General features: G+C 64.2%; 23 protein-coding genes. 13 read left to right on the top strand and 10 right to left on the bottom strand.

The genetic code is table 11. The features are described 5' to 3' along the window. Window positions 1-94 precede the first annotated feature (94 nt). Together QMG80_RS16020 and QMG80_RS16015 are read right to left on the bottom strand one after the other, a co-directional pair. Window positions 95-919 (bottom strand): hypothetical protein, encoded by an 825-nt coding sequence (locus tag QMG80_RS16020; protein ID WP_085770096.1) that lies wholly within the window; start codon window positions 917-919, stop codon window positions 95-97. Window positions 920-1,009: 90 nt separating this feature from the next. Then, a complete protein-coding gene (locus QMG80_RS16015) occupies window positions 1,010-1,756 on the bottom strand; it encodes a hypothetical protein (RefSeq protein WP_085770095.1) in 747 nt (248 codons plus the stop codon). Between the two features lie 229 nt (window positions 1,757-1,985). Here QMG80_RS16015 and QMG80_RS16010 point away from each other — a divergent pair, with 229 nt between their 5' ends. Both QMG80_RS16010 and QMG80_RS16005 read left to right on the top strand, forming a co-directional pair. Next, window positions 1,986-2,489 carry a flavin reductase family protein gene (locus QMG80_RS16010; protein WP_085770094.1) on the top strand — a complete coding sequence of 168 codons (504 nt, stop codon included), beginning with the start codon at window positions 1,986-1,988 and terminating at the stop codon, window positions 2,487-2,489. Between the two features lie 74 nt (window positions 2,490-2,563). Continuing rightward, on the top strand, window positions 2,564-2,914 hold the full coding sequence (locus tag QMG80_RS16005) for a polyhydroxyalkanoic acid system family protein (protein ID WP_245300026.1): 351 nt from the start codon (window positions 2,564-2,566) through the stop codon (window positions 2,912-2,914). 72 nt (window positions 2,915-2,986) lie between these two features. Here the strand turns inward: QMG80_RS16005 and QMG80_RS16000 are convergent, their stop codons facing one another. Both QMG80_RS16000 and QMG80_RS15995 read right to left on the bottom strand, forming a co-directional pair. Beyond that, on the bottom strand, window positions 2,987-3,430 hold the full coding sequence (locus QMG80_RS16000; RefSeq protein WP_085770093.1) for an ArsC/Spx/MgsR family protein: 444 nt from the start codon (window positions 3,428-3,430) through the stop codon (window positions 2,987-2,989). Continuing rightward, window positions 3,418-3,789 (bottom strand): hypothetical protein, encoded by a 372-nt coding sequence (locus tag QMG80_RS15995; RefSeq protein ID WP_085770092.1) that lies wholly within the window; start codon window positions 3,787-3,789, stop codon window positions 3,418-3,420. Before QMG80_RS15995 ends, QMG80_RS16000 begins: the two co-directional genes overlap by 13 nt. Before the next feature lie 51 nt (window positions 3,790-3,840). Here QMG80_RS15995 and QMG80_RS15990 point away from each other — a divergent pair, with 51 nt between their 5' ends. Together QMG80_RS15990 and QMG80_RS15985 are read left to right on the top strand one after the other, a co-directional pair. Next, complete coding sequence (locus tag QMG80_RS15990) at window positions 3,841-5,496, top strand: SagB/ThcOx family dehydrogenase (protein WP_085770091.1); 1,656 nt, start codon at window positions 3,841-3,843, stop codon at window positions 5,494-5,496. Beyond that, window positions 5,496-7,193, top strand: coding sequence for an AAA family ATPase (locus QMG80_RS15985; protein ID WP_085770090.1), 1,698 nt, complete (start codon window positions 5,496-5,498; stop codon window positions 7,191-7,193). Before QMG80_RS15990 ends, QMG80_RS15985 begins: the two co-directional genes overlap by 1 nt. Window positions 7,194-7,333: 140 nt before the next feature. Here the strand turns inward: QMG80_RS15985 and QMG80_RS15980 are convergent, their stop codons facing one another. The 4 genes from QMG80_RS15980 to QMG80_RS15965 form a co-directional block, all read right to left on the bottom strand. Continuing rightward, complete coding sequence (locus QMG80_RS15980) at window positions 7,334-7,831, bottom strand: MEKHLA domain-containing protein (RefSeq protein WP_085770089.1); 498 nt, start codon at window positions 7,829-7,831, stop codon at window positions 7,334-7,336. Then, window positions 7,828-8,559, bottom strand: a complete 732-nt coding sequence (locus QMG80_RS15975) for a class I SAM-dependent methyltransferase (RefSeq protein WP_085770088.1) — start codon at window positions 8,557-8,559, stop codon at window positions 7,828-7,830. The genes QMG80_RS15980 and QMG80_RS15975 overlap by 4 nt, the downstream gene beginning before the upstream one ends. Before the next feature lie 349 nt (window positions 8,560-8,908). Continuing rightward, window positions 8,909-9,586 carry a hypothetical protein gene (locus tag QMG80_RS15970; RefSeq protein ID WP_085770087.1) on the bottom strand — a complete coding sequence of 226 codons (678 nt, stop codon included), beginning with the start codon at window positions 9,584-9,586 and terminating at the stop codon, window positions 8,909-8,911. Then, the gene (locus tag QMG80_RS15965; protein ID WP_085770086.1) at window positions 9,583-10,017 is read right to left on the bottom strand and encodes a Fur family transcriptional regulator; all 435 of its coding nucleotides are present in this window, start codon (window positions 10,015-10,017) and stop codon (window positions 9,583-9,585) included. Before QMG80_RS15965 ends, QMG80_RS15970 begins: the two co-directional genes overlap by 4 nt. 128 nt (window positions 10,018-10,145) lie before the next feature. Between QMG80_RS15965 and QMG80_RS15960 the strand changes: the two genes are divergently transcribed. The 3 genes from QMG80_RS15960 to QMG80_RS15950 are packed head-to-tail and all read left to right on the top strand — an operon-like array spanning window position 10,146 to window position 13,856. Further along, window positions 10,146-11,528 carry a hypothetical protein gene (locus tag QMG80_RS15960; protein WP_085770085.1) on the top strand — a complete coding sequence of 461 codons (1,383 nt, stop codon included), beginning with the start codon at window positions 10,146-10,148 and terminating at the stop codon, window positions 11,526-11,528. A gap of 43 nt (window positions 11,529-11,571) precedes the next feature. Further along, complete coding sequence (locus QMG80_RS15955) at window positions 11,572-12,624, top strand: methyltransferase domain-containing protein (RefSeq protein ID WP_085770084.1); 1,053 nt, start codon at window positions 11,572-11,574, stop codon at window positions 12,622-12,624. Beyond that, window positions 12,591-13,856: a GNAT family N-acetyltransferase gene (locus QMG80_RS15950; RefSeq protein ID WP_158658548.1), complete on the top strand. Its 1,266-nt coding sequence runs from the start codon at window positions 12,591-12,593 to the stop codon at window positions 13,854-13,856. Before QMG80_RS15955 ends, QMG80_RS15950 begins: the two co-directional genes overlap by 34 nt. A gap of 45 nt (window positions 13,857-13,901) precedes the next feature. Here QMG80_RS15950 and QMG80_RS15945 read toward each other — a convergent pair whose 3' ends face one another. Next, on the bottom strand, window positions 13,902-14,330 hold the full coding sequence (locus tag QMG80_RS15945) for a hypothetical protein (protein WP_158658547.1): 429 nt from the start codon (window positions 14,328-14,330) through the stop codon (window positions 13,902-13,904). Window positions 14,331-14,491: 161 nt separating this feature from the next. On the opposite strand from QMG80_RS15945, the gene QMG80_RS15940 reads away from it, so the two are divergent. The 5 genes from QMG80_RS15940 (at window position 14,492) to argJ (ending at window position 22,869) form a co-directional block, all read left to right on the top strand. Next, window positions 14,492-15,532, top strand: a complete 1,041-nt coding sequence (locus QMG80_RS15940) for an AI-2E family transporter (protein WP_085773430.1) — start codon at window positions 14,492-14,494, stop codon at window positions 15,530-15,532. 76 nt (window positions 15,533-15,608) lie between these two features. Next, window positions 15,609-16,790 carry a lytic murein transglycosylase gene (locus tag QMG80_RS15935; RefSeq protein WP_085770081.1) on the top strand — a complete coding sequence of 394 codons (1,182 nt, stop codon included), beginning with the start codon at window positions 15,609-15,611 and terminating at the stop codon, window positions 16,788-16,790. Window positions 16,791-17,055: 265 nt separating this feature from the next. Beyond that, complete coding sequence (gene smc / locus QMG80_RS15930; RefSeq protein WP_085770080.1) at window positions 17,056-20,511, top strand: chromosome segregation protein SMC; 3,456 nt, start codon at window positions 17,056-17,058, stop codon at window positions 20,509-20,511. 144 nt (window positions 20,512-20,655) lie between these two features. Next, on the top strand, window positions 20,656-21,540 hold the full coding sequence (locus tag QMG80_RS15925; RefSeq protein WP_085770079.1) for a peptidylprolyl isomerase: 885 nt from the start codon (window positions 20,656-20,658) through the stop codon (window positions 21,538-21,540). Window positions 21,541-21,621: 81 nt separating this feature from the next. Further along, entirely contained in the window at window positions 21,622-22,869 is a 1,248-nt protein-coding gene (gene argJ, locus QMG80_RS15920; protein ID WP_085770078.1) for a bifunctional glutamate N-acetyltransferase/amino-acid acetyltransferase ArgJ, read from the top strand. A gap of 54 nt (window positions 22,870-22,923) precedes the next feature. Here the strand turns inward: argJ and QMG80_RS15915 are convergent, their stop codons facing one another. Then, window positions 22,924-23,832: a LysR family transcriptional regulator gene (locus QMG80_RS15915; RefSeq protein WP_085773429.1), complete on the bottom strand. Its 909-nt coding sequence runs from the start codon at window positions 23,830-23,832 to the stop codon at window positions 22,924-22,926. Between the two features lie 150 nt (window positions 23,833-23,982). Between QMG80_RS15915 and QMG80_RS15910 the strand changes: the two genes are divergently transcribed. Continuing rightward, entirely contained in the window at window positions 23,983-24,930 is a 948-nt protein-coding gene (locus QMG80_RS15910; RefSeq protein WP_245300025.1) for an NAD-dependent epimerase/dehydratase family protein, read from the top strand. The last annotated feature ends 69 nt before the right edge of the window (window positions 24,931-24,999 follow it).

Genomic DNA, 24,999 nt, shown 5'->3' with positions numbered 1-24,999 from the left:
TTTGGCGCTATTCCTTATCGCTCGAACGATTCCGTTCGAGCGGGAAACGCGCTAGCGCCTCGTGAGAGCGTTTCCTTTCGAAAAGCAAGCGCGCTCAAGCCCAATTTTCGAAGGAAAACGGCTTCCAGCCTTCCGACTCCATCTCAATGGCGAAGGCGACGCCACGCGAGATCAGCTGGTTTCTTTCGCTCACGCCAGCGACGCGTGTGGACGGCGAGAAGGCGATGTCGGCGAGCGGCTCACCCTGCGCCACCGCGGCTTCCTTTCGCGCCAAGCCCCTGACGCGCCCTCCCGCCGGCGCCAGCGCCGGCGTATCGTCGACGAATCCAAAAGCTTCGCCGGCCTCGATTGTCATGCCGATCGAGACGCTGGCGCGAAAGAGCCCGTTGCGAGGCGCCAGGGCCAGGACGCTGTCCTCGGGCTCTCCTTTGCGACCGGAGTCGGGCGCCCTCGCGCTTTCCCCGGGGCGCAGGATCGCGCCGGGGTCGGGCCCTTCGGTCTCGACGACGAGGTCGCAATCGAGCCCAGCCTTGAAATTCGGACCCATCCCAATCGTCAGCTCGGCGAGGTCCCGCAGCGCCGTCGGCCGTGGCTCCGCGTCTTCTTCGACGGCGACGATGACGTCCCAGGGCCAGAAGCCCATCACGTCCTGCCAACGCTGACGCAGAAGCGGGATGAAGCTGCGGGTCTGGAGGCCGAGCAGAAATTCACCGCTCACGTCCGCGCGCCGCGTTTCGACGCCCTCGAGCTGCGCGAAGGAATCGTACCATGCGTCGGAAAAAGTCATGCGCCGGCGCAGCACGCGCGGCGCGGTGGTGCGAAACAGCGCGACGGCGTAGCCTTCTAGAAAGATGCGCCGCGCGGCGGCCGAGGCCGTCTCGCCCACGCCGCACACCAGAACGCTCTTATCCTTCGACATCTATTCGCCCCAGGCTCGAGGACGGAAATGCGAAGGGTTTCGAAGCAACAAATCTGCCAGATCAACGAGAGAAGGGTCGGCCGAGGCCGATCAGCGCCCGGTCGCCGCAGCGACGAAGACAGTGGGATCCTGTCCGTCGAAATCCGCGACTTTCGCTTTCACGAGCGGGTCTCCGCGTCGCGCCCAGATTTGCGGCGCGTCGGGCGTCGTCAAAGCCAGTGCGACCGCGCCGTGCAACTCGTAGAGTCCACTCGCGAGACCGACTTCGTGCATCGCCGCCATCATCGCGCTCTGCACGAGGCCGCGGAGCAAGATATGCTCGGTGGAAACCGGCACGTCCACGTTTTGGCCGGCGGTAGCCGCCGCGCAGGCTTGCGCGTCGAAGCTCGCATGGCCCCGGCAGGCGAGGGGGCGCAGCTTATAGGCGAGGCAGAAGCCGGCTTCGAGCATCGCGCAAGAGCGGCCCGCCGCCATGCGTTCCGTTTCGGCGAGCGAGCCCACCGAGGAGGCGACCGCCGTGATCCGCGCGACGAGATCGACGTCGCGCGCGGCGAAAGCCTGCGCGTTGACGCTGACGAATCGAGCCAGCAGCAAGGCTTCGGGCGCCGTGACGGTGACGCGCAGACAGCAGCAAGCCGGGCAATCGCCCCGGCATGCAAGCTGCGGCGCATCTTGCGCCTGCGCGTCGATATTGGTTTCGAAAGCGTCGAATGCGATGGAGCAGAGGGCGCCGATCGACTCCGGCCGCTCTCCGAAATGCGTCAGAGTCTGGCCGAAGGCGGACCTCAGTTCCTGGAAGAAGGCCTCGGGGCCTTTTGGGCTGTCTGTCGTCTGCATGCGTGCGAGGGAATTTGGGGGAATTTGCGCGCGCTGTCGAGGGGAGCGAAAGCGAGCTGGATGACCGTTATATATCACAATTTCATAGATGAGAAAGAGGCGTCATCTTTGCAACAATGTCGACAAAAATGAAGCATGTTTTGGACATTTGTCCAAATGAATCGGCGAGCATGTATGGGGGACGGCGCAAGCTTCGCGACCGTGGTGGACCGAGAGGGAGGGAGATATCATGGGCGACTCTATCGCAACGCTGTTTCAACGCCTGACGCAGGGCGTCTACGTCGTGGGCGTAGCGCATGGAGGGGCGCGCAACGCTTTCACCGCCGCCTGGGTGATGCAGGCGTCTTTCGATCCGCTGCTGATCGTTTTGAGCATTCATGCGCGACATTCGTCTTATGTGCTGCTGCAGCAAAGCGGAGCCTTCAGCGTCAACGTGCTGAAGAAGGGCCAGTTGCATCTGGCCGCCCATTTCGGCCAAGCGGCCAGCGCCGACAAGCTGGGCTCCGTCGCCTGGACCGAGGGTCGGACTGGCGCGCCATTGCTGCGGGATTGCCTGGCCTGGTTCGACTGCCGGGTCGTCAGCGAGCAACCGGCCGGCGATCACGTGCTGGCGCTGGCGCGGGTGATCGACGGCCGACTGCTGGACCCCGAGGCCGAGCCGATGCTTTATCGCGAGACCGGCGCGCTGGATGGCGCGTCGGCGCTGTTTCCGGAACGCTTTGACGGCGCGTGAAGCCGCGAGCGGGGCGGGATCTGCGACGCGTCGAGGCTCCTGCTCCCCTTACCAAACGGCCGGGAGGAACCCACATGCTCACCAGCGGAGGCGCAATCATGGACAAGCCGATCGTCGTCACAGTGCCGCACAAGCTCGGGGCAGAGGCCGCAAAGGCGCGGGTCAGCAAGGGAATCGAACGCCTGAGGACCGATCTCGACAAATTGGCTCGGACCGAGGTCCACTGGACGGGGAACACGGCCGATCTGCAGGTTTCGGCGCTGGGGCATACCGTCAATGCGCAGCTCGACGTCCAAAACGATTTGCTGCGCATTGAAGTGCGCGTGTTGGGGCTCCTGTCCGGCCTCTTGAACAAGCTGTCTGACAGCTTGATCAGCAACGTCAAAGGCTCGCTCCGATTGGAGCATTCTCCGCCGAAATCGTGATCCCGTTAGCGGCGTCGATGGAGGCTCGACAAGGCGACGCTCAAGAAAGCTGCGGCGCTTCCCAGGGCGGCCTTACGAAGCTTTGACCTCAACGGAATCGCATGTCGGCGTCGTCTCCTCGCGGCCCGCTCGGATGCACGTGTCGGAAACTTTCTCATTGGCCGGCCGGAGGCCGATCCAGGCCTCCACAAGGGCCTGATCGAAACCGGCCTCGCGACGTTCTCCGACGCGCATCAGCGGGCGACGAATGAGCAGCGGGTCTGCGAGCATGAACCGCAGCGCCTCGGCCTCTGTGCAGCGCGCGGGATCAATCTCGCCGCTTTTGATGCGGGGCGAAGCCTGGTTGAACCATTGGTCGACGGGCCGCGCGCCGAAATAGCTCCTGAGCTCCTCGGCGTTCCAGGGCTCTGTGAGGAGGCTTCGCGCTTCGACGCGATGGCCAGACGCGGCGAGGAGCGCCTTCTGCCGCGCATTGCCGCCGCAACCCGGCTTTTCGTAAAAGATCACGTCGGCCATTCGTCCCCGCCCTCTTTTTCAGCCGTCACGCCTTGTAGCCAGGCGTCCGCCGCCTCTTTCAGCGCCTGCGCAAGCTGCATGGCCTCCTCGAAGCTCAGCCTCGCGTCGGCGAATCCCTCCATGACCACGACCAGGCAAGAGGAGACCACGCGCGCCTCGAAATCGCAATCGCTCGCGACGGGGCTCATATAAATCAGGCGCTCTGCGCTCGCGCCTTTGGCCACGGCGTCCAGCGCGCGCGAGAGGATCGTCGCTTCCTGCAGCGTGAGGCGGCGGCGCGGCTGGCCAGGCAACCTCAGCGCGATGAGCGGCCCCAGAAAGCCGTGCGCGAAGGGCTCGAGCGAAAAAGGCTGCGTCATTCTCGTCCTCGGCGCCCTTTTTGAATCCCCGGCAGGGAAATGGGGACCGACATGGACACAGCCGCAAACAAAATCCGTGCCCAAGAGGCCGAGGGCCGGGAGCGGCTGATCGATCACGATGCGTTGCCGGAGGATATCGCCGCCTATCACTGGCGGACCAAGCACCGGCCGACCCGTTATGCGCTCGGCCCCGCCTTTCTGGACTGGACCTCGCAGCCCTCGCCCTATCGGCGCTTCGAGGGCGCGCCTTTGACCGAGCTGCCGCTGCTTCTGGATCGACCGACCCCGGCCTTTCCGGGGCCGGCGCCCGCGCCCGCAGCGCTTTCGACCGAGACGCTGGGCCTGTTTTTCGAGCTGGGTTTTGGCCTTGCCGCCTGGAAGAGCGTGGATGGCGCGACCTGGGCGCTGCGCAACAATCCTTCCTCAGGCAATCTGCATCCGACCGAGGCTTATGCCATCCTCGACGCCCTCGCCGGCCTGAACGACACGGCGGCGCTCTATCATTATGCGCCGCAGGAGCATGGGCTGGAGAGGCGCGCGACTTTCGCGCAGCCGCAGGCGCTGCCCAAGGGCGGCTTTCTCCTGGGCCTTTCCGCCGTGCCCTGGCGCGAGGCCTGGAAATATGGCGAGCGGGCCTTTCGCTATTGCCAACTCGACGCGGGGCACGCGATCGGCTGCGCCGCCATGGCCGCCGCCACGCTCGGCTGGCGCGCCTCTCTGCTGACCGAGCCCACGGACGCGGAAGTCGCGGCGCTGCTGGGTCTCGATCGACCCGACGCTTGGCGCCGCTGGGAGGTCGAGCATCCCGACGCGCTCCTGTGGATTGATGTCGCGGGAGGCGAGCCGCCCCCGCTCGATCTTGCCGCGCTGCTGGCCCTGCCGCGAGACTGGCGGGGGGAGGCCAATCGCCTGAGCGAGGATCACGATCCCTGGCCCGCCGTCGATCGCGCGCTTGCGCTCACGCGCAAAGCGCAGGGTGCATCGACCAGCCGCCTGACGCCGCGCCCGGTGCAGACGACGGCGTCATTGCCGCAGACCGGCGCCGTCGTGCGCGGAAGGCGCAGCGCCCAACGCATGGACGGCAAGATCGTCGCGCCGCTCGAGTCTCTCCGCGCAATGCTCGCGGCGACGCTGCCCGACGCCGCTCCCTTGCTGCCGGCCTTATCCTTTCCGCCGCGAATAAATCTGCTGCTCTTCGTGCATCGCGTCGAGGGGCTCGCGCCGGGACTGTATTTTCTCGAACGCGACGCCGACTCCGCGGCGCGTCTGCGCGCGGCGATGGGGGAATTCGACTGGACGCCCAGTGAGCTTGCCGGCTTGCGCTTATGGCGTCTCAAGAGCGGCGCCGTGGAGCGCGAGGCTTCGCTTTATTCCTGTCAGCAGGCGATCGCGGGCAAGGGCTGTTTCGCCGTCTCGATGATCTCCGACTTCGAGCGCACGATCGGCGAGGAGGGCGCCTTCGCCTATCGGCGCCTGCATTGGGAGGCCGGGCTCATCGGCCAGGCGCTTTACCTCTGGGCGACGGCGCTGGGGCTCACCGGAACCGGCATTGGCTGCTTCTTCGACGATCAAATTCACGGGCTCATCGGGCTCGCGCCGGAAGAGCAGCAATTCCAGACGGTCTATCACTTCACGGTCGGCGGCGCGGTCGAGGACGCGCGGCTGCTGACGCTTCCCGCCTATCCCGACAGCAGACGAGGACGATGATGCGCATCGAGATTGACAGGCCGCATGTTGAGGCGCTGATCGCCAAATTTCCCGATCGCGCAGGGCTCGAGGCGCAGCTTCGCTTTGGCGATCGCGTCGAGCTCGATCTGATGCGCCTCAGCGGCGCGGAGTTCGATTTTCTGGAGGATCTCTATCGTCGTTCCGGACCCGAGCTGCACGCGCGCGCCGCACAGCTCGCGACGCTACGCGGCGCCTTCGATTCGGAGGGACGGCGTTTCGAGGCGGCCGATCTCGAGGATCTCTTTCCCGCGGTCGTCGCCTATATCATCGCGGGCGGCGAGCGCGGCTGGCTGTTTGCCGCGAATGTCGCAACGAAGCCGCTTCCCTATGTGGTGACGCGCTTCGATTACGTTCCGGCCTCGAATGACGAAGCCGGCAAGATCATCATCGAGATGAAGGCCAATGTGAAGGGCTCGCTGCAAACCAGCATGCTCCGCATCATGGCCAATGACGCGGCCGGCAGAACGGTCGGCGAAATTCTTGCAGCCAAGGGATTTTTGCGTGAATCTCCGGGCTTGTTGGAGGCCTTCGACGCGGCCGCCGAGACCTATCTCGACTGGCGCGGGCGCTATGGCGCGCAATTTTCGGGCAAGGGAACGGGCTTCCATGCCGAGGACCCCAACTCGACGCATCGCGACACCGACTGGTCGCGCAAGGACGTGATCGTGCTCTCAGCGAGCGGAGGCGAGGCGCGTCTCGTCAACGACGAAGCGGCGCTTTCGGCGCGTAGCCTCACGCTGGAGGCCCCGGGCGACGTGCTCGGCCATTTCGTGCGCAAGGCGGGGAAAAGCAACCGCTTCGCCGCAGAGGACGAGATCAATGAATTGCGCGAGAAGATCCCGGCGGGGTTCTTCACGCAGATTCCGGTTCATCCCTATATTCTGATGTTCCATCTCGATCTGCATCATCACGTCTGGGTGCATGTCGATGAGATGCGCCCCTATCGCTATGCCCCAGAGCTCAAGCAGAAGCTCGTGCTGCCCGAGGAGCAGACGGATCTCATCGATATTCTGACCGCCGAGATGGACGTGCTGATGGACGATATCGTGCGCGGTAAATCCGGCGGCGCGACCGTGCTCTGCGCGGGGCCGCCCGGCGTCGGCAAGACTCTCACGGCCGAAGTCTATTCCGAGATCATCCAGCGTCCGCTCTATCGCGTTCACTCAGGCCAGCTTGGCCTGAATGTCGCGACGATGGAGACGACGCTCAAGGACATATTGACGCGCGCGCAACGCTGGGGCGCGGTGATGCTGATCGACGAGGCCGACGTCTATATCAAGCGCCGCGACGACAATATTGCGATGAACGCCGTCGTCGGCGTCTTTCTGCGCGTGCTCGAATATTTCAACGGGCTGTTGTTCCTCACCACCAATCGCGTCGACGATATCGACGAGGCGATCGTCTCCCGTTGCATCGCGCTGATCAAATACAGTCCGCCCGATGGCGAGGCGCGGCGGCGCATCTGGTCGGTGATGGGCGAGCAGTTCGGTCTGGAGCTCGACGGCGCCTTGGTCGATGCGCTGGTCGCGACATTCCCGGAGGCGACAGGCCGCGACATTAAGGGGCTCGCCAAGCTCGTCGCGAAATACTGCCGCCAGAAGAACACGGGGCCGAGTCTCGAGGTGTTCAAGCGCTGCGCGATCTTCCGTGGCTTGGAGCCCGCGCACGCCGCGTGATCGATCGGCGTCTGCGCGCCGACGCCGCCACCGTCATTGTGAGCGCAGTGATCCTGGGGCAATAGCAACGTCGCCCGACGCGACTTCTGGATTGCTTCGCTTCGCTCGCAATGACGGCCGCTGTGCTTTTTGCTGCAGCGTCAGAGCGGCTCCCAGTGCGCAAAAGTCGCCGCTTGTCCGCAGGGGCTCCCATCGGCGTCCGTCACGTTCCAGACCGTGACGTCGAGAATGCGGAAGCGTCGGCCGGTTCTGCTCACGCGCACGCCCGTGTAGCCGGTGACGAAGCCCTTGCGCGCCGTCTCCTGCAGAACATGCTCGCGCGCCTCGCGGACTTCCGCCTCGGCGGTGAGCCGCGAGGGCGTCGCGATCAATTGCTGCGGCGAGACTTCCCAGAGCGCCAGCGCGACTCCATTGCCATAATTGAGGATGGGATCGGCCTCGGCCCCGTGCGAGACCGCGACGAAGGGCGCGGCAAACAGCCGCTCGGCTTCCTCTCGCGCGCCGCCGCCGCGCGCGATCAGCTCCCTGCCGACGCGCGCGCGATAGGAGTCGAGCAGCGCGCGCGAATGCGCGGTCCAGCGGGTTTGAAGCGCCTCGGGAAGACCCGCGAATGAGGCTCGTTCCGCCGCGAGACTCATGCCGGGGCGAAGAGCAGCAGGCGGTGCCATTTGTGCGGGACAAGACCTTCCAGCGCGCTAAGGCCGGCGCGCTCCGCCTGGGCGCGCAGCGTCGAAGCGGTCTCGGGAAAGTCGTTCCGCGTGAGGTGATCGCAGATCTGATCGTGCTCTTGGGTCGAGAGGCTCGTCATCGTCTTGCGCAGCCAGGCGGGATAATTGCGCATGTAGTCGTCGTGGCTTTCGCTTTCCTCGCGCGTCACGTCGACGAGAATGAGCAGGCCGCCGGGATTGAGCCGTTTGGCTGCGAGCGCGAAGAACTCCGCCTTGCCTTCGCTCGTCAGATGATGCTGCGCGAAGCTCGAATAGATGGCGTCCTGCGGGTTGGAGTCACGCAAGGCGCTCATGAAGTCCGCCTCCACGAGCTCCACGGGGCAATCGAGAGGAGCAAGGTTTCGCTTCGCCAGCGCCAGCGCGGGCGGCGCGAGATCCACGCCCTTGTAACTTTTCAGGCGGAGGCCATCGAGCAGCGGCGCCATGGCCGAGGCGTCGCCGCAACCAAGGTCGAGCAGAGAAAAAGCGCGCCCCTCGAAACGCCGGCGCAGGGCGTCACGCACAGCCTGTCCGAGCTCGCGATGGAACATGTAATTGGCGGCGACGACTTTCGCATAGGTGTCCCAGGCGCGGAAGAAGTCGATGGCGTCGGGTCGGGACGTGGCGACGGGCGTTTGCGAGAGATTTGCGTCGTGCATTGGTTCACTTCCGGAGAATCACGGGAGGCGCACAAGAGTCCTATGCGGTCGCTGATGCGCGACCGAAAGCTCACAGCACGCCTTAAATCTCTTGGCTGAGCATTGTCGGCGAGACGGCTCGATCTTTGTCAAGGACGGCGCTTTGCGCCGCCGCGGAGCGGTGCGAGCCATAGCCCGTCATATTTGACGGGCGTCCGCGGGGACGCCCTATGGCTTGCATCCTTGACAAAGATCGACCGCTCGCCATGCTCGCCGCCATGAGCTGTAAGGCGTCTCATAGCTATCGGCGCCGGAAATTTCCAGCCTGAACAGATTTAGGCGGAGACGCGCTTCGCATTCCTTTTGCGCATCACCTCGCCCGATCGAACTCGAGCACGCCGCTCGTATAGGTCTCGTCGACTTCGGAGAAGGGGCGCTGGTCCTCTCCGTAGAGCAGCGCGCGATGCTCGAAAAGGACGTGGGGCGGCGCGACCGCGGCGTCCTCCTCCTTCACACGCGGCGCCATCTCCCACCCCGAAGGCAGTGGCGACCAAAGCTGCTTCGCTTCAAAGGTTCGCCGATAGGGATGAAGCGGCGCGACGGCCTTGCCGAAGGGCGTCTCAGTGTCTTCGAGCAGGCGGTTCATCTCCTGCGTGAGACGGCCCGGCACGTACCAATTGTCAGCTTCCGACAGGACATGCGCGCCGCAGAGGAGCTGGACATGGCGGTATTTCACGGTTTCGCCCTCGCTCACCGAAAGGCGGCGGCGCGTCTCCGCGCTCGCGGGCTTCTCAGCGCCCGCGACGCGCTTTGCGACGATCTTCGGCGCCACGGCCATATGATGATCCGCGCACCATGTCTCAAGCGTCGACGTCGCGCTCTTTGCCGCGAGCAGCTCGGCGTTGAGCGTCTCGATCAGCGCGAGCGTCTCGACCCGAGAGAGGAGAGCGTTGGGGTTCGCTCCCGCGCTCGACGGCTCAGCAGCCGCGGCCATAGGGGAAGTGAACGCGGCGGCGGCCGCGACGAGCGTCGAGAGAAGCGGCTTCATTCGGAAGCGCAACGCTGACAGCAGCCGGCGATCTCGATCACTCGGCTTCTGGGCGCGAATCCCGCTTCCGTCGCCAACGCGGCGAGCGATTTCGACAGCGCGGGTGAGGTCGCCTCCTTCACTTCGCCGCAGCGCTCGCAAATCAGGAAGAGCACGGGCTCCTCGGCGCCATGCGCATGCCCGCAGACGACGAAGGCGTTTTGCGAAGCAAGCCGATGCGCGAGGCCGTGATCGAGGAGATAGGCGAGCGCGCGGTAAACGGAAATGGGCGCGGGCCGCTTGCCCGTTTCGTCCGCCATGAGCTCGATCATCTCATAGGCGCCGATGGGGCGGCTGGCTTCCTTCAGTATCGCGAGCGCGCGCCGCCGCGCCGGCGTCAGTCCGCGTCCTCCGGCGGCTTCGCAGTTGGAGTCGATGCCCATGGACGACATTTAGCGCGCTTTCCGCTCAAACGGTATCGCCCTCGCCAGAGGGGACGCTTCCTTGCCAGAGTGACGCATCGGAGATAGAGTTCCTGGCATCGAAATATGAGACGAAGTCATTTTCCGGGAGGCTGCCCATGACGAAGCAGCTCGTGATGGCCTTGGGGTTGACGCACAAGGATAGTCAGCCGGCGGCAGCGGGGCCGCCCGCATCGCTCGAGACGCTGTTCGCCTCGTTTGAACCCAAATTGCCCCTTTCCGCAATTGATCTTAATAAGGCGGCGTGCCTGTTTGACAGCTATGAAGCCGCCGAGCAGCTCATAAGCTTCGCCTACAAAAGCACGGAGAATGCGAAGGATCAAACAGATTTCCATCTCAATATCGTAGTGATAAGTTGTTCAGCGAGCAGCAATGACGGAATAATGGTCGCGCGGGCGATCGCTATGCTTGACAAGATAGAGCAAAAGCAGCCGTCTTCCGAATATCCCATCGACACATATATTACGCCTGATATCTATGACGCGCTGGACCCGCGCCATCAGGACCTTTACCGGGCCGCGACCCAGGTTGGGAAAGACCTCGTGCATCAGCGCCTCCAAGAGGATGCGCAGCGTTGTTTCATCATATCCCCAATCGGCGACGCGCAAAGCCCGGTTCGCGAGCGCGCCGATTATGTTTTCAAGACATATGTCAAGCCGGCCTGCGAGGCCGCCTCTTTTCGAGCGGTGCGGGCCGACATGATGCGCGGCGGAGAAATTACGCCCGAGATGATCGACGCTCTCCAAAGCGACCCCATCGTCCTCGTATATCTTGGCTCGCCGAAGCTCGGCTGGAACCCGAACGTCATGTATGAATTGGGTCTACGGCACGACGCCCCCTATATCGCGCTCAAGGATATGACGGCCGACGGCAAGAAGTATGAATTGCCTTTCGATATTCAGGACAAAAGAGTTGTTGAGATACCCGAGGTTCCGGGCAAGGACGATGATATTGCGGCAACGGTTCGCACGATAAAAGACCGGATCAAGGACGCTGTAATCGACAAACAATGGAATTATCTTTATCCAAACGCAACCATTGATCTTAAGTTGGGTGATCCAGCCGCTTCAAAATATATTGAGGGATCGCCGCAGATCGAAGCGTTTTTTGAAATGAAGAGAGTCAAAGGGAAATTGCTAAACGACGTCATACAGCATCTTACCATGAAAATGCCGGATTATCAGCGCAGGCCGTTCATGGAGGAGCAAAACAGCCTTATTGGAAGTCTCATTCTCAGCATGGGAAATGTCAGTGATGTTGAATATCCCTATGCGACAATTCCGATTGTTTTCGAAAAACATAGCAAGCTTGCGGGTAGAGCGTTCCTGCCTATTATTGTCAGATATCAATTCTCTCCTGCTACAAATGTTCTGCGGCTTAGGGTTGTTTATCTGGATGTGACGACCGCTACGACAATGGATAGCGCAAAACATTATTTTACGTGCACTCTCAAATGCGACAAGCAATTAAGCCTGAGTTAGACGCATATCGCTGGCGGCGACGGCCTTAAAGGAGTCTGATCTCATGAAGGCCTTGTTGTCCGCGAGCGAGTACTACGCATATTTTCCAATCTTCAAGCTCGACGCAGCGGGGCGACTCTTGGAGGCGAACCCCGCGACTGACCTCCTTTTTGGCGGCAGTCCGCAAGCGATTTACGGCGCGGATGGCTTGATCGCAAGCAGAATTCGTGAAGAGAGCGCGGAGGAAGTCTTTGTTGGGCGCCTAGAGAGGGAAGTCCAGTCGGAAAAATTTGGAAAAAGTGGGCTGCGCTTCACAATCGTCAAGCTCCCGAGCGCTTCTGTAGAAGATTTATTTGAAATCACTGTTTATGGAGAAATCACAGAGCTTGCTGACATGCAATTGTTCAATGATGAATTACGACGTGAGCATCAGCAAAATCTGCTTTGGGAAGCTTATGCGCTGAGCTATGATAGCGTCCTGCCACGACTCGATTATTATCTCGAAGTGGTCAATCGGCATATCTGCGCCCTGTCCCAGGACGGCGTTCAACGGGTTCTCGATATCGGCGCCGGCACGGGAAGCGTCACGGCAGCGCTGCTGAGCGCCGGTTGCCGGGTGACGGCGATCGACGTGAGCCGGGCCATGCTGGAAAGGCTCAGAGCGAAGCTTGCGCCGAAAGAAGCCGAAAAAGCGGAAATTCTACAGGGCGACGCTAAAGATTTGGGCATGTTCAAGGATTGTTCTTTCGACGGCGTGAATATTCTTCTCGCGCTCTTCGACATGGGCGATCCGATCGCGGCGCTCAACGAAGCGATGCGCGTGCTGAGACGAGGCGGGGTCATGGTGATAACCGAGCCAAGGCGCAGGTTCGACATCATCCAGCTGTTGGCTTCAGCTGAAGCCTCTCTGAGAGAAAAGGGCTTATTCGAAAAATTGGAGACGCACTGGAAGCGCGTCGGACAAATCAACAAGAAAATAGACCCGGCAAAACGAGGCAAGCGCTTATTCGTCGAAGACATAGCAGAGATTCTTTCAGCAAACTGCTTCTACGTGAAGGGCGTTCAGGATTCGCACTACGGCAATTGCGCAACGATTTGGGCGGAGAAGAAACCCTGACGATCAAGCTGAGCACGACAGCCGCAACTGCGACGTATAGATCGGCGTCCTGTGAGGACGCCGCGGCGATCAGCGAACTTTACCAGGAAGCCTACCGGCCCGTCAGCGGGGGTGACGCCAGCGATTTTTATCCCTATCCGCAACTCCTTACGCCGGGGGAAGTAAAGGGCATGATCCAGGGCGGCGGCGTCCTGTGGCTTGTCGCGGAACTGGACGGCGCGATCATCGGCGCCTGTGGGGCCGTATTGAATGTCGGCGCGCCCGAGGACAAAATCGCCGAGGTCTTCGGATTAGTGATCAAAGAGCGGTTTCGCTATCGCGGTTATGGCGCGCAACTCTTCGCCCAATTGGATGGTTGCCTCGCGCGCGAAGGATCCCTGTTCATCCTTGCCGAAACGCGGACAGCGCATTCGGGCGGATGGAAGGTGGCGAGGCGGTGCGGGTTCATCGCGCTGGGGTTTGAGCCTGCAGCCCATCTCACGCCGGCTGGCTACGAATCCATGCTGTTGACCGGCAAACTGTCTTCGAGGGCCTTGGAGCTCTGGGCGCCGCCGACGGCGAGCTCTGTAGCCGTGCAGAGGCTGTCAGCGGTGGTGTTGGAGCAAATCCAAGGCGCGAGACCGCTCGTTCAGAACAAGGAAACCCCTGCATTGGAGGCGGGTTTTTGCGATGAGAGCCATGCCGTCCATGTCGCGGAAGCTACGTATGACGAGTCTAAAATCGTTGACGTTCTGCAGCGTCTCGGCTTGCAGAGAACCGGTTTCATCGTCCTTAACCGCATGCGCGGAATCCTAGCGCGATCTTGTCGATTTGAGAGGAAGTTTCTTGTCGCTTCGCGCGGCGAGCAGGCGGTCGGCTACGCCATCTTGGACCAGGACGCTCGTGATCGACGCGTCAAGATCGCTGATCTCAGGGGGTGCGACGGTCAAGTCCTGGAGACGTTGCTGAGGCATGTCATCGAGATTGCAAAGGCTGGAATCGGCGCCGTGTTCTCGTTGGTGGTCGATGTCAGGTCGGGCGAGGCGGATCTGCATCGTCTTCTCGAAGAGATCGGCTTTTTTCCAACCGCCTACTATCCTGCGCTGATCCTCGAAGGCGGCAATAGGATCGACTCCGTGCAGTTCACCTATTTGGAGAAGGTCGACTTGACGGAAGCCTGTAGGGGCGCTGCCGTAGCGGAATGGCCCTCGGCCTTCGGCGTGAAGGGGGAGATTTGCGACGCGAGGCTGTAGAAATCAGCCGCAAAGCGCCCTCTCGGGCGAAGTCTCTAAAAGAACTCAGAAATGAAAGCCGACGCCGACCCCGCCGCCGACATCATTGGTGCTCGGACGCGGATTAGGATTATTGAAATAGTTCGGGCTTTCCACGGGCTGGTTGAGGCGCGGCTTCGCGGTGAGCGTCACGTCCTCGACGCGCTTTGGCGCCGCTTCGCCTGAAGCCCGCGAGGGCAGGGGAAGCGCGGCGTCGTCCTCCGCGCCGAAGCAGACGGGGTCGCCCTTATAATGGGCGCGCGGACAATCGGACGCTTCCGCAGGCTTTTGGGCGACAGGCTTTGAGGCGGAGGTTTGGGCGTGCTTACGCCGCGCCGCGATCGGGCCGGCTTTCTTCTCGGGTGGCGGCGGCGACGCTTCCTCGGCGAGACCCGCAGAAGGGGCGATGAAAAGCGCCGTCACGGCGGCTAGCAGAAGCTTGCTTCTCGGGGTCACGAGTGCGTCCTTGATTTCCAAACCACTAGCTTCTCCCGGATTTCCGGCGTTTTTTGGATCGAGGAGAAATCTATGCGACATGTTTTGTCTGTATAGGCGTGGATCGCCGGCCCGCCGCCGAGCGTTCCGGAGACAGCGACAAGAGCGAAACAGGGCGCGCCATGAGATTCAACTTCAACACCCAGGACTCAGGGTCGGAGAGCTTTGTCTATCGGGCGATCGTCGTCGCCGGCGTTGCGGCGGTCGCGGCGGCTTTGCTCTGGATCCTCTGGCATCTCAAGGATCTCATTCCCACGGTCTTCGCGACGATCCTGCTGGCGGTCGGGTGGCGGGGCGCGGGCGAGAGCCTTTCAAAACGCTTCGGCCTGTCGATCGGGATCTCCCTGGCCCTCGTCGCGCTCGGGCTCGCCGGGGTCGTCGCGCTCGCCTTCTCGCTCTTTGGCGGCGATCTCCTGAAGCAATATGATGAGATCGCCATAGACGTTCCGACCGCCATCGCCATGATCGAAGGGTCCGTCGAGGCGCACCCCTGGGGCGAATTCGTCGAGAAGCTGATTGCGGGCGTCGATTTCTCCAAGGCGACTGGCCCCGTCGCGATGCATATCGCGGCGATTTTGACCTCTTTCGGCAGCGCCCTCGCTTTCGCGGTATTCGCCATCATCGGCGCCGCCTATCTTGCCGCCGATCCCGACACCCATGTCTCGGGCCTGACCGCCTTCGCGCCGGCCGCGCGGCGGGCTCAGATTGCGCGGTTCCTCGACGGCTCGGCCGCCTCGCTGCGGCAATGGCTCGTCATCCAGGTTTACGTGGTGCTGATGAACGCTGTCTTCGCCGGGGTGGCTTTGTGGGCTTTTGGGGTCCCGGCAGCCTTGGCTCTCGCCTCGATCAGCGGCGCTCTGGCCTTCATTCCCTATTTCGGGTCGATCATCGCAATTGTGGTGACGGCCCTCGTCGCGCTCCCGCATGGGCTGGGGACAGCCGCCCTGGCCGCGCTCGCCGTCGGCGGCGCGAGCTTCCTCGAAGGCTATCTGATCACGCCCTTCCTGCAGAGCCGGTCGCTGAGCGTGCCGCCTGCCGTGCTGCTTTTCTGCATGCTCGCCTTCGGCACGCTCTTTGGCTCTATGGGCGTGGCGCTGGCGGTGCCGGCCACGGTCGTTCTTGCCGTCGCCTTGAACGCCTTCAAAAGTGCGGATCCAACATGACAGGGAGGCTGGGCTGGGCGGGAAGCTGCTTGCGCCCAAGCTTGCGTAAGGAACGCAAGCGGCTAGCATCGGGCCCATGAAAGCGAATCACCTGTGTCTCGTTTCGCTCGCCGCGCTCCTTGCGTTCTGCGCTCCGGCGCAGGCGGACTGGGCCTCCTGTCTTGCGGGGATCCGGCAGAGCGCGGCCGAGGCGGGAGTCTCGCGTGAGACGATTCAGAGCGCGCTCGGCTCTCTCGAGCCCAATGACGCCGTGAGCTTCACCGACAAGCAGCCGGAATTCACGACGCCGATTTGGGACTACATGGCCGGCCTCGTCGACGAGGACCGCGTCGAGGAGGGCCGCGCGCTCTTGCACAAGCACGCGCATTGGCTGCATGCTGCGGAGAGCCGCTTTGGCGTCGACGCGCCCTATATCGTCGCGGTCTGGGGCGTCGAGTCGGATTTCGGCAAAGGCTTCGGCAAGCGCCCCGTCATCCAGTCGCTCGCCACGCTCGCCTGCGCCGCGCCGCGCCGCGCCGACTACTTCAGAAAAGAGCTGATGGCTGCGCTGAAGATCGTCGATAATGGCGACGTCGCGGCCGAGGAATTTTACGGCTCCTGGGCCGGCGCCTTCGGGCATACGCAATTCATGCCCACGACCTTTCTCTCGAAGGCGGTCGATCTCGACGGCGACGGCAGAAAGAACGTCGTGAGCGATCCCGCCGACGCCTTCGGGAGCACCGCGAATTATCTGGCCAAGAACGGTTTCGAGCATCATTTGCCCTGGGGCTTCGAGGTGAAGCTGCCACAGAATTACGCGGGCCCTTCGGGCCGCACGCATCGCCAGGCGATGTCCGCCTGGGCCTCGCGCGGGATCACCAGGCTCGACGGCTCGCCGCTCGGCGGCGGCCCGCGCGCGGCGCTCCTGCTGCCGGCTGGCCGTGAAGGCCCGGCCTTTCTCGTGACCAAGAACTTCGACGCTATCTTCTCTTACAATGCGGCCGAATCCTACGCGCTGGCGATCTGCGTGCTTGCAGATCGGCTGCGGGGACTGCCGGGCATCCAGACGCCCTGGCCGACGGACGATCCCGGCCTCTCGCGCGAGGAGCGAAAGGAGCTGCAGACGCTGCTCATTCGCAACGGCTATCAGCTCGGCGAGCCGGACGGCGTGATCGGCACGAAGACGAAGGAAGCCATCGCCGACGTCCAGCAGCGGCTCGGCCTTACGCCCGACGGCCGCGCTGGGCTGAAAGTCCTCAAGGCGCTGCGCGGCGGGTGAGGCTTCCTGCAGTCGTCGCTGCGAGGCGCGGAGCGACCAAGCAAGCCAGGAGGCGCGCGAGGCCGCGGGATCGCTTCGCTCGCGATGACGGGCGATTGGCAGCGTTCGGGAGGGCTCCACTACGCTCGCGATGACGGCCGCCGCCGCCGCGCTGTCGCCCCGAGGCCTCCCGTACTGACTGTTTCTCGGGCAGCAAGAGCTCCTACCCACAACATATTGGCCCCAAAACCTTGCAATCGCCCCTATTTTGTGGCGCTCATGGGTCATGCACTTTCTGCGGCTGCGCCTGCTCGGGTTCAAGAGCTTCTGCGAGCACACCGAGTTCCTGATCGAGCCCGGCCTCACGGGCGTCGTCGGGCCGAACGGCTGCGGCAAGTCCAATCTCGTGGAAGCGCTGCGTTGGGTCATGGGCGAGAATTCGTTCAAGAACATGCGCGCCACCGGCATGGACGACGTGATCTTCGCCGGCGGCGGCTCCCGGCCGGCGCGCAATGTCGCCGAGGTCGGCCTCGTCCTCGACAACAGCCAACGGAGCGCGCCCGCCGCCTTCAACGATGAGGACACGCTCGAGGTCACGCGCCGTATCGAGCGCGAGCAGGGCTCGGTCTATCGCGTCAATGGCCGCGAGGTGCGCGCCAAGGACGTGCAGCTGCTTTTTGCCGACGCCTCGACCGGCGCGCGATCGCCGGCGCTGGTTCGCCAGGGGCAGATCGGCGAGATCATCGGGGCGAAACCGCAGGCCCGCCGCCGCGTGCTGGAGGAGGCGGCCGGCATTGCGGGCCTGCACTCGCGTCGTCACGAGGCGGAGCTGCGCCTGCAGGGGGCTTCCGAAAATCTGTTGCGGCTCGAAGACGTGCTGAAGCAGGTCGACAGCCAGGTCGAGAGCCTGCGTCGACAGGCGAGGGGAGCGTCGCGCTATCGCGCTGTCGCCGCGCAGATCCGCCAGAACGAGGCCCTCGCGGCCCTCATCGGGCACCGCGCCGCGACCGCGCGGCTCGCCGAGGCCGAGCGCAAATTCGCCGCCGACACGACGATCGTCAACGAGCGGATGATCGAGCAGGCGGCGGCGGCGCGCGAGCAGGCGCTCGCCGCGCATGAGCTGCCCTCCCTTCGCGACAAGGAGGCGGAAGCGGGCGCAGCGCTGCACCGGCTCATCGTTGCGCGCGACGCGCTCGACGTCGAGGAGAAGCGCGCCCAGGAGCGCGTAGGCGAATTGACGCGGCGCATTGAGCAGTTTGGCCGCGACCTCGAGCGCGAGCGCTCGCTGATCCAAGACGCGGCGGAGGTGGCGCAACGCCTCGAGGAGGAGCGCGGCGAGCTCATCGAGGCGGAAGGAGACTGCCGCGAGCGCGAGGAAGCGGCGAGGGCGCGCCTCGTCGAGATCGAAGCGACGCTCGCGGCGACCGAAGACGAGCTGCATGAGGCGCAAGACAGCCTCGCATCCGTCAACGCGCGCGCGAGAAGCTTTCAGGCGACGATCGAGGAGGAGGGCCGCCGCATCGCCCGTTTCGAGGCGGAGCTCACGCGGCTCAACACGGAATTCGCGCTGATCGCTTCGGAAGGCGGCGGCGCAGACGATCTGGCGCGGCTCGAAGCGAGCCTGGAGCTGGCGACCGAAACGGCGCAGGCTGCGGACGAAGCCGCGGAATTGGCTGCGGCGCGTCACCAGGAAGCGCGCGAGATGGAAGCCGCTTCGCGCGCGCCGCTCGCTGCGGCGGAAGCGCGCGCGCAGCGGCTCGACACCGAGTCGCGCACGTTGGAGAAGCTTCTCAACGCCGGCTCAGGCGATCCCTGGACGCCGGTTGTCGAGGAGATCGTCGTCGCGAAGGGTTATGAGACCGCGCTTGGCGCGGCGCTCGGCGACGATCTCGATGCTTCCTCCGACCCGGAAGCGCCTGCGCATTGGGCGCTGACGGACGCGGCGAACGACGCGTCTCTGCCGGCGGGCGCGAAGCCCTTGAGCGGAGTCGTGCAAGCCCCGGCGGCGATGCAGCGGCGCTTGCAGCAGATCGGTGTGGTCGCCCGCGAGGAAGGCTCGCGGCTGCGCGCGCTCTTGAAGCCCGGACAAAGGCTCGTCTCGAAAGAGGGAGATCTTTGGCGCTGGGATGGTTTCACCCAGGCGGCCGAGGCGCCGACGGCCGCGGCGCGTCGCCTTGTCGAGAAGAACCGCCTTTCCGAGCTGCGCCAGGAGGCCGAAGAGGCCCGCTATCTGGCGGATGCGGCGGCCGAGGAGGCGGAGGCCGCGCGCGAAAGCATGCGCGAGGCGCAGCAGGCCGAGAGCGACGCGCGCGAAGAGCAGCGCAGGACGCGATCGCGCCTCGACGAAACGCGCGATCGCCACGCGGCGGCCGAGCGGCGCCAGGCGCAGATCGGCCAGCGTCTGTCGGCGCTCGAGGCCGCGAAGACGCAGACCATCGAGAACCGCGACGAGGCGGCGCAGAAACGCGCTGCGGCGCAAGCCGCGCTCGAGGCCTTGGAGGAGCCGGCCTTCCTCGCTGGCGCGCTCGAAAGCTTGCGGGCGCGGGCGCAGGCCGAGCGCGCACAGGCGGGCGAGGCGCGCGCCGCGTTGACAGCTTTTGCGCATGAAGCCTCTATGCGGGCCAGCCGTCAGGCGGCGATTCAGCGCGAGAGCGCTTCCTGGTCGCAAAGGCGCGACCATGCGCAGGATCGTATCGGCGAGATCGAGGAGCGTCTGCATGCGGCGCGCCAGGAGCAGGAAGAGCTTGCCGAGGCGCCGATCGAGTTCGAGCGCCAGCGCCGCGCCCTGCGCAACGGCGTCGAGGAGGCCGAGGCTGCGCGGCGCGCGGCTTCCGATGCGCGCGTGCAGGGCGAGACGCGGCTCGCCGAGGGCGACAGGGCCGCTCGCGCCGCGCTCGACGCGCTGAGCGCCGCGCGAGAGGAAAAGGCCCGCAGCGAAGCGCAACTTGAAGCTGCGCGGCAGCGCGCCGCCGATGTGGCCCACGCTATTGCGCATGAGCTGGAGGCGACGCCGGAAGCGCTCGTCTCTCTTGCGGGCGTCTCGCCGGGCGAGGATTTGCCGCCGGCGGACGTGGTCGAACGCAAGCTCGAGACGCTGCGCGCCGATCGCGAGCGGCTCGGCGCCGTCAATCTGCGTGCAGACGACGAACTCGCGGCGATCGAGGCGCAGCAGTCGAAAATGTGCGCCGAGCGTGACGACCTCTCCGAAGCGATCAAGAAATTGCGCGCCGCGATCGCGAGCCTCAACAAGGAGGGGCGCGAACGGCTGCTCGCAGCCTTCGACAGGGTCAACGCGCATTTCAAGGAGCTGTTCACGCTGCTCTTCGACGGCGGAACGGCGGAATTGGCGCTCGTCGAGAGCGAAGATCCGCTCGAGGCCGGGCTCGAAATCTTCGCCCGTCCGCCGGGAAAGAAACCCGCGGCGATGAGCCTGCTTTCGGGCGGCGAGCAGGCGCTGACCGCGATGTCGCTGATCTTTGCCGTGTTCCTCACCAATCCCTCGCCGATATGCGTCCTGGATGAGGTCGATGCGCCCCTCGACGATTACAATGTCGAACGTTTCTGCGACCTTCTCGACGAGATGCGCAAGAAGACCGACACGCGCTTCGTCGCGATCACGCATAACCCGATCACCATGGCGCGGATGGACCGGCTCTTCGGCGTGACGCAGGCCGAGCGCGGCGTCTCGCAGCTTGTCTCCGTCGATCTCGCGCAGGCCGAGCGTTTTCTGCTCGCGAGCTGAGACCATCCCTCTCTCGTAGATGGAGAAGCAGCGACTTGTCAGAGCGCTTCTTGGGGCGTAGTTACGCCCCGCGTAGCGCGCCGCGAACGATGGTGGCGCAGCGATCAGTCGCGTGCTTCACGCTCGGATGATTCGGAGACCCCTATGACAGAGTCTGGCTGGAACGCGCTGCTTCCTCGCTTCGCGTTTACGATCTTCGCTCTTGGCCTTTGTCTGGCTGCCGCCCCGGACGCCTCGGCCAAGGTTCTCGCGAAGGTCAACGGCGTCGAGATCACCGACGAGGACTTGAAGCTCGCCGACGAATATATTGGATCGAACTTCTCTCGCCAGGTCGATCCCAAGGCGCGGGAGTCCGCGCTGATCGAGTTTCTCGTCTCGCAGCAGCTTCTCGTCCAGGAGGCGCAGGCGGAAAAGCTTGCCGAAACCCCCGACTTCATGAAGCGCCTCGCCTATCTGCGCGACATGGCTTTGATGCAGGCGATGCTCGGCAAGCTCAGCAAGGAAGCGATCACCGACGCGGCGGTCAAGAAGACTTATGAGGACGCGGCGAAGGACTACAAGCCGGTGGATGAGTATCACGCCCTGCACCTCGTCGTCTCGACGGAGGACCAGGCCAAGGAAGCGCTGAAGCGCATCAAGGCGGGCGAGGACTTCGGCAAGGTCGCGGCGGAAGTGTCGAAAGATCCCGGCGCGAAGAACGGCGACCTCGGTTGGCGCGTGAAGGAGGAGTGGTTGCCGGAATTTGCCGAGCAGGTGGTCAAGCTCTCCCCCGGCCAGGTTTCCGATCCGGTGAAAACTCAGGTCGGCTGGCACGTGATCAAGCTGGTCGAGAAGCGCCCGAGAAAGTTCCCGTCGCAACAGGAGCTGCAGGGGGACATCTCACGCTATCTCTCCGAGACGGCGCGCCGCTCCTTGCTGGAGCGCCTGAAGCAGACCGCCCAGATCGAGCGCGCCGACGCGCCGCAGCCGCCGGCGGCGGGGACGCAAAAGCCCGACGAAAAGACCAAGGTCGACGACAAGAAGAAGTGAGAAGCGGCCGGAGCCTGATCTCCGGCCTGTGTCCCCTGCGCGGCGCCTGGCGCCGCGACTGCCCCCGAAAGACCTCTCTTCATGGCGAAAGCCGGTCCCGTCTCAAAATTCGCGCCCGCAACGCTTCCCGAAATCCCGCCGATCGACGGCGTACGCTTCGCCGCCGGCATGGCCGGCGTGCGTTACAGCCGGCGCGTCGATGTGATGCTCGCGCTGTTTGACGAGGGAACGCGCGTCGCCGGCGTGTTCACACGCTCCAAATGTCCCTCGGCGCCGGTTGACTGGTGTCGCGCCCGGCTTTCCGCCGGAAAGGCGCGCGCGCTTCTGGTCAACTCGGGCAATGCGAACGCATTCACCGGTCGGTTGGGCCGTGATGCGGTGAAGCTCTCCGCGGAGCTCGTCGCCAAGGCGGCGCAGGCTTCGGAGCGGCAGATTTTTCTCGCCTCGACCGGCGTGATCGGCGAGCCGCTCGACGCCACGAAATTCGAGCGCGTGCTGCCGAAGCTCGTCAAGACGGCGAGCCCCGACGCTTGGCATGACGCGGCGCGGGCGATCATGACGACCGACACCTTTCCCAAGCTCGCGACGCGCTCGGCGGAGATCGGCGGCGTCGAGGTGCGCATCGCCGGCTTCTCCAAGGGCGCCGGCATGATCGCTCCCGACATGGCGACGATGCTCGCTTTCGTCTTCACCGATGCGCCGATCGGCGCCGAGGCTCTGCAGGTATTGCTTTCCCGCTCGGTGCGCGACAGCTTCAACGCGATCACCGTCGACAGCGACACCTCGACCTCCGACACGCTGCTTCTCTTTGCGACGGGCGCCGCCGCCGCGCGCGGCGCGCCGCAGATCGACAAAGCCTCCGATGCGCGCCTCGACGGCTTCGCCGCAGCGCTCGACTCGCTGCTGCTCGAGCTCGCGCATCAGGTGGTCAAGGACGGGGAGGGCGCGCGCAAATTCGTCGAGGTGCGCGTTTCGGGCGCGGTCAATGCGCGGGCGGCGAAACGCATCGCGCTCTCAATCGCGAACTCGCCGCTGGTCAAAACCGCGATCGCCGGCGAGGACGCCAATTGGGGACGCGTCGTGATGGCGGTCGGCAAGTCCGGCGAGGAGGCCGATCGTGATAAGCTCGCGATCTGGTTCGGCGACACGCGCGTCGCCTACAAGGGCCAACGCGATCCTTCCTACGATGAGGCCGCTGTCTCAGAAATCATGAAGCGCGACGAGATCAAGCTCGCTGTCGATCTCGGCATCGGTCCTGGCGCCGCCACCGTGTGGACTTGCGACCTCACCAAGGAATATGTCGCGATCAACGGCGACTATCGGAGCTGATCGGCAGAAATACGCTCAGCAGGCGGGCCTCCACCTCACGCAATCTCTCTCTCGCTACAAAGAGACATTGGCGCTGTGAGCCTGCCTGATCCATCCTGATAGGGTGACGGCCAAATGGTCGAACAGCAGGCGCACTCGCCGGCTGGCGCGCAGGTCCTGGTGCATGGCGAGCCATAGGTCCAGATCAAAGCGGATGACGTCGGCGAGGACCGGGGTCAACTCAGCTTCGCGATTGGCGATCGGAACCTGACAGGCGCCAATGCCCAGACCGGCCCGCACCATGGCGAGCTGCGCCAAATGACTGTCGCTACGCAAGGCGAAGCGATCGCGGTCAAGGCCCGGCACGGATGCGGCCAAATGGGTTGCTTGCGGGTCGTGGTCCCAACCGATTAGCGTATGCTCATAGGCTTCCTCGAGAGTCCTGGGTAGGCCGTGCGACTGAACGTAACGGCGGTGAGCGTAAAGGCCAATGGCGATGGTCCCAATGCGTCGGCTGACCAGGTTCTCCTGGGCTGGCCTGACGTGGCGGACCGCAATGTCGGCCTCGCGCCGCAGCAGATCGTGGGTGCGATTGCTGAGCGCCAGCTCGATGTCGATGCGCGGCCAGCGTTCGCGGAACGACGCCAACATCGATGGCAGCGCCTCGGCTCCCATGACCTCGCTGGCGGTCACGCGCACTGTGCCTTGCTCCTCGGCCCGTTCGCCGGAAGCCGCGCGCACGAGCGCTTCGGCCGCCGCTTCGATGCTCTCCGCATGATGAAACAAATCCCGCGCCGCTGAAGTCGGGGCGAGCCCGCTTGGCGAACGGGTGAACAGGGCTATACCCAGCGTCTGCTCAAGCGTCTCGATATGGCGGCCAACGGTCGGTTGCGTCAGACCGAGGCGCTTTGCCGCTTGGCCGAGGCTGCCTGCGCGCATCACGCCAAGGAAGGACCGATAGAGGTTCCAGTCCGGCTTGGTCATGCGAAATTGTATGATGACCAAACGATTTTTCATAGTTTTCGCATGGCTAAAAGCTCGGCATCGTTACGTGAGCGCTGGCGATTTTGTCTGAAGTCAGCGTGTTGCAAAGGGTGAGGTGTGGCGATGGCGGAGGCACGGCGTTTAGCCCTGATGATCGGGGCGACAGGGGCAGTGGGGAGCGATGTGGCGCGGGCGCTTCGGGCGCGCGGCTGGCAGGTGCGAGCGCTGGCCCGCAACCCTTCCGCCGCCGCCGAGCGTGAACCAGGCTTCGACTGGATCGGCGGCGACGCCATGGATCGTGCCGCCGTGGTCGCCGCTGCGGGCGACGCCGACATCATCTTCCATGCCGCCAACCCGCCACTCTACCGCAACTGGCGGGGCCTGGCCTTACCCATGCTCGCCAATGCCGTGGCGGCCGCGGAGGCCAGCGGCGCGCGGCTGATTTTCCCCGGCAACATCTATAATTTCGGTCCCGACGCTTGGCCGTTCGTCGCGGAAACGGCGCCGCAGCGCCCGACGACTCGCAAAGGCGCGGTGCGCGTAGAGATGGAGACGATGTTGCACGAGGCCGGGCAACGCGGCGTGCGCTCGCTCGTCGTGCGGGCCGGCGACTTCTTTGGGCCGTCGGCCGTGAACAGCTGGCTTGCCAAAGTTATCGCGCCGGCTGGAAAGCCACCGACCCGCGTCGTTTACCCCGGTCCACTCGAGGTTGGTCATGCCTGGGCCTATTTGCCCGACTTGGCTGAAACCACTGCCCGCCTGGCTGAAATCGAAACCGAGCTGCCCACGACTGCGGTGCTGCATTTTGGCGGGCACTGGGTTACCGGCGCCGAGTTGGTGGAGGCCGTGCGTCAGGTCACTGACAATCCGCGGCTGCCGGCACGCCAATTTCCTTGGTGGTTGGTCGGCATGGCGGCGCCCTTCGTTCCGTTCCTGAGCGAGCTTTGGGAGATGCGCTATCTGTGGCGTCACCCGGTGAAGCTCGACAACGCCAAGTTGGTGGCTGTGCTCGGCGAGGAGCCCCAGACTCCTTTGATCACGGCCATTCAGAACACTTTAGGCGCTCATGGTTGCTTGGCGAGGGACAGGCTAGAATGACCCTGACCTTCGGGGCGTTGTCCCTCCTCTTCCTCGGCTTCTTTTGGTTGACGCTCGGGGGCTGGGTTG

Source organism: Methylocystis bryophila, from assembly GCF_027925445.1.
Lineage (GTDB): Bacteria > Pseudomonadota > Alphaproteobacteria > Rhizobiales > Beijerinckiaceae > Methylocystis > Methylocystis bryophila.
This window is presented reverse-complemented; position numbering and strand designations above follow the sequence as displayed.

What these genes read in the sequence shown, in the direction of transcription:
- QMG80_RS16020 (WP_085770096.1), bottom strand. Translation starts at nt 919, where the DNA reads ATGTCGAAGGATAAGAGCGTTCTGGTGTGCGGCGTGGGCGAGACGGCC.
- QMG80_RS16015 (WP_085770095.1), bottom strand. Translation starts at nt 1,756, where the DNA reads ATGCAGACGACAGACAGCCCAAAAGGCCCCGAGGCCTTCTTCCAGGAA.
- QMG80_RS16010 (WP_085770094.1), top strand. Translation starts at nt 1,986, where the DNA reads ATGGGCGACTCTATCGCAACGCTGTTTCAACGCCTGACGCAGGGCGTC.
- QMG80_RS16005 (WP_245300026.1), top strand. Translation starts at nt 2,564, where the DNA reads ATGCTCACCAGCGGAGGCGCAATCATGGACAAGCCGATCGTCGTCACA.
- QMG80_RS16000 (WP_085770093.1), bottom strand. Translation starts at nt 3,430, where the DNA reads ATGGCCGACGTGATCTTTTACGAAAAGCCGGGTTGCGGCGGCAATGCG.
- QMG80_RS15995 (WP_085770092.1), bottom strand. Translation starts at nt 3,789, where the DNA reads ATGACGCAGCCTTTTTCGCTCGAGCCCTTCGCGCACGGCTTTCTGGGG.
- QMG80_RS15990 (WP_085770091.1), top strand. Translation starts at nt 3,841, where the DNA reads ATGGACACAGCCGCAAACAAAATCCGTGCCCAAGAGGCCGAGGGCCGG.
- QMG80_RS15985 (WP_085770090.1), top strand. Translation starts at nt 5,496, where the DNA reads ATGCGCATCGAGATTGACAGGCCGCATGTTGAGGCGCTGATCGCCAAA.
- QMG80_RS15980 (WP_085770089.1), bottom strand. Translation starts at nt 7,831, where the DNA reads ATGAGTCTCGCGGCGGAACGAGCCTCATTCGCGGGTCTTCCCGAGGCG.
- QMG80_RS15975 (WP_085770088.1), bottom strand. Translation starts at nt 8,559, where the DNA reads ATGCACGACGCAAATCTCTCGCAAACGCCCGTCGCCACGTCCCGACCC.
- QMG80_RS15970 (WP_085770087.1), bottom strand. Translation starts at nt 9,586, where the DNA reads ATGAAGCCGCTTCTCTCGACGCTCGTCGCGGCCGCCGCCGCGTTCACT.
- QMG80_RS15965 (WP_085770086.1), bottom strand. Translation starts at nt 10,017, where the DNA reads ATGTCGTCCATGGGCATCGACTCCAACTGCGAAGCCGCCGGAGGACGC.
- QMG80_RS15960 (WP_085770085.1), top strand. Translation starts at nt 10,146, where the DNA reads ATGACGAAGCAGCTCGTGATGGCCTTGGGGTTGACGCACAAGGATAGT.
- QMG80_RS15955 (WP_085770084.1), top strand. Translation starts at nt 11,572, where the DNA reads ATGAAGGCCTTGTTGTCCGCGAGCGAGTACTACGCATATTTTCCAATC.
- QMG80_RS15940 (WP_085773430.1), top strand. Translation starts at nt 14,492, where the DNA reads ATGAGATTCAACTTCAACACCCAGGACTCAGGGTCGGAGAGCTTTGTC.
- QMG80_RS15935 (WP_085770081.1), top strand. Translation starts at nt 15,609, where the DNA reads ATGAAAGCGAATCACCTGTGTCTCGTTTCGCTCGCCGCGCTCCTTGCG.
- smc (WP_085770080.1), top strand. Translation starts at nt 17,056, where the DNA reads ATGCACTTTCTGCGGCTGCGCCTGCTCGGGTTCAAGAGCTTCTGCGAG.
- QMG80_RS15925 (WP_085770079.1), top strand. Translation starts at nt 20,656, where the DNA reads ATGACAGAGTCTGGCTGGAACGCGCTGCTTCCTCGCTTCGCGTTTACG.
- argJ (WP_085770078.1), top strand. Translation starts at nt 21,622, where the DNA reads ATGGCGAAAGCCGGTCCCGTCTCAAAATTCGCGCCCGCAACGCTTCCC.
- QMG80_RS15915 (WP_085773429.1), bottom strand. Translation starts at nt 23,832, where the DNA reads ATGACCAAGCCGGACTGGAACCTCTATCGGTCCTTCCTTGGCGTGATG.
- QMG80_RS15910 (WP_245300025.1), top strand. Translation starts at nt 23,983, where the DNA reads ATGATCGGGGCGACAGGGGCAGTGGGGAGCGATGTGGCGCGGGCGCTT.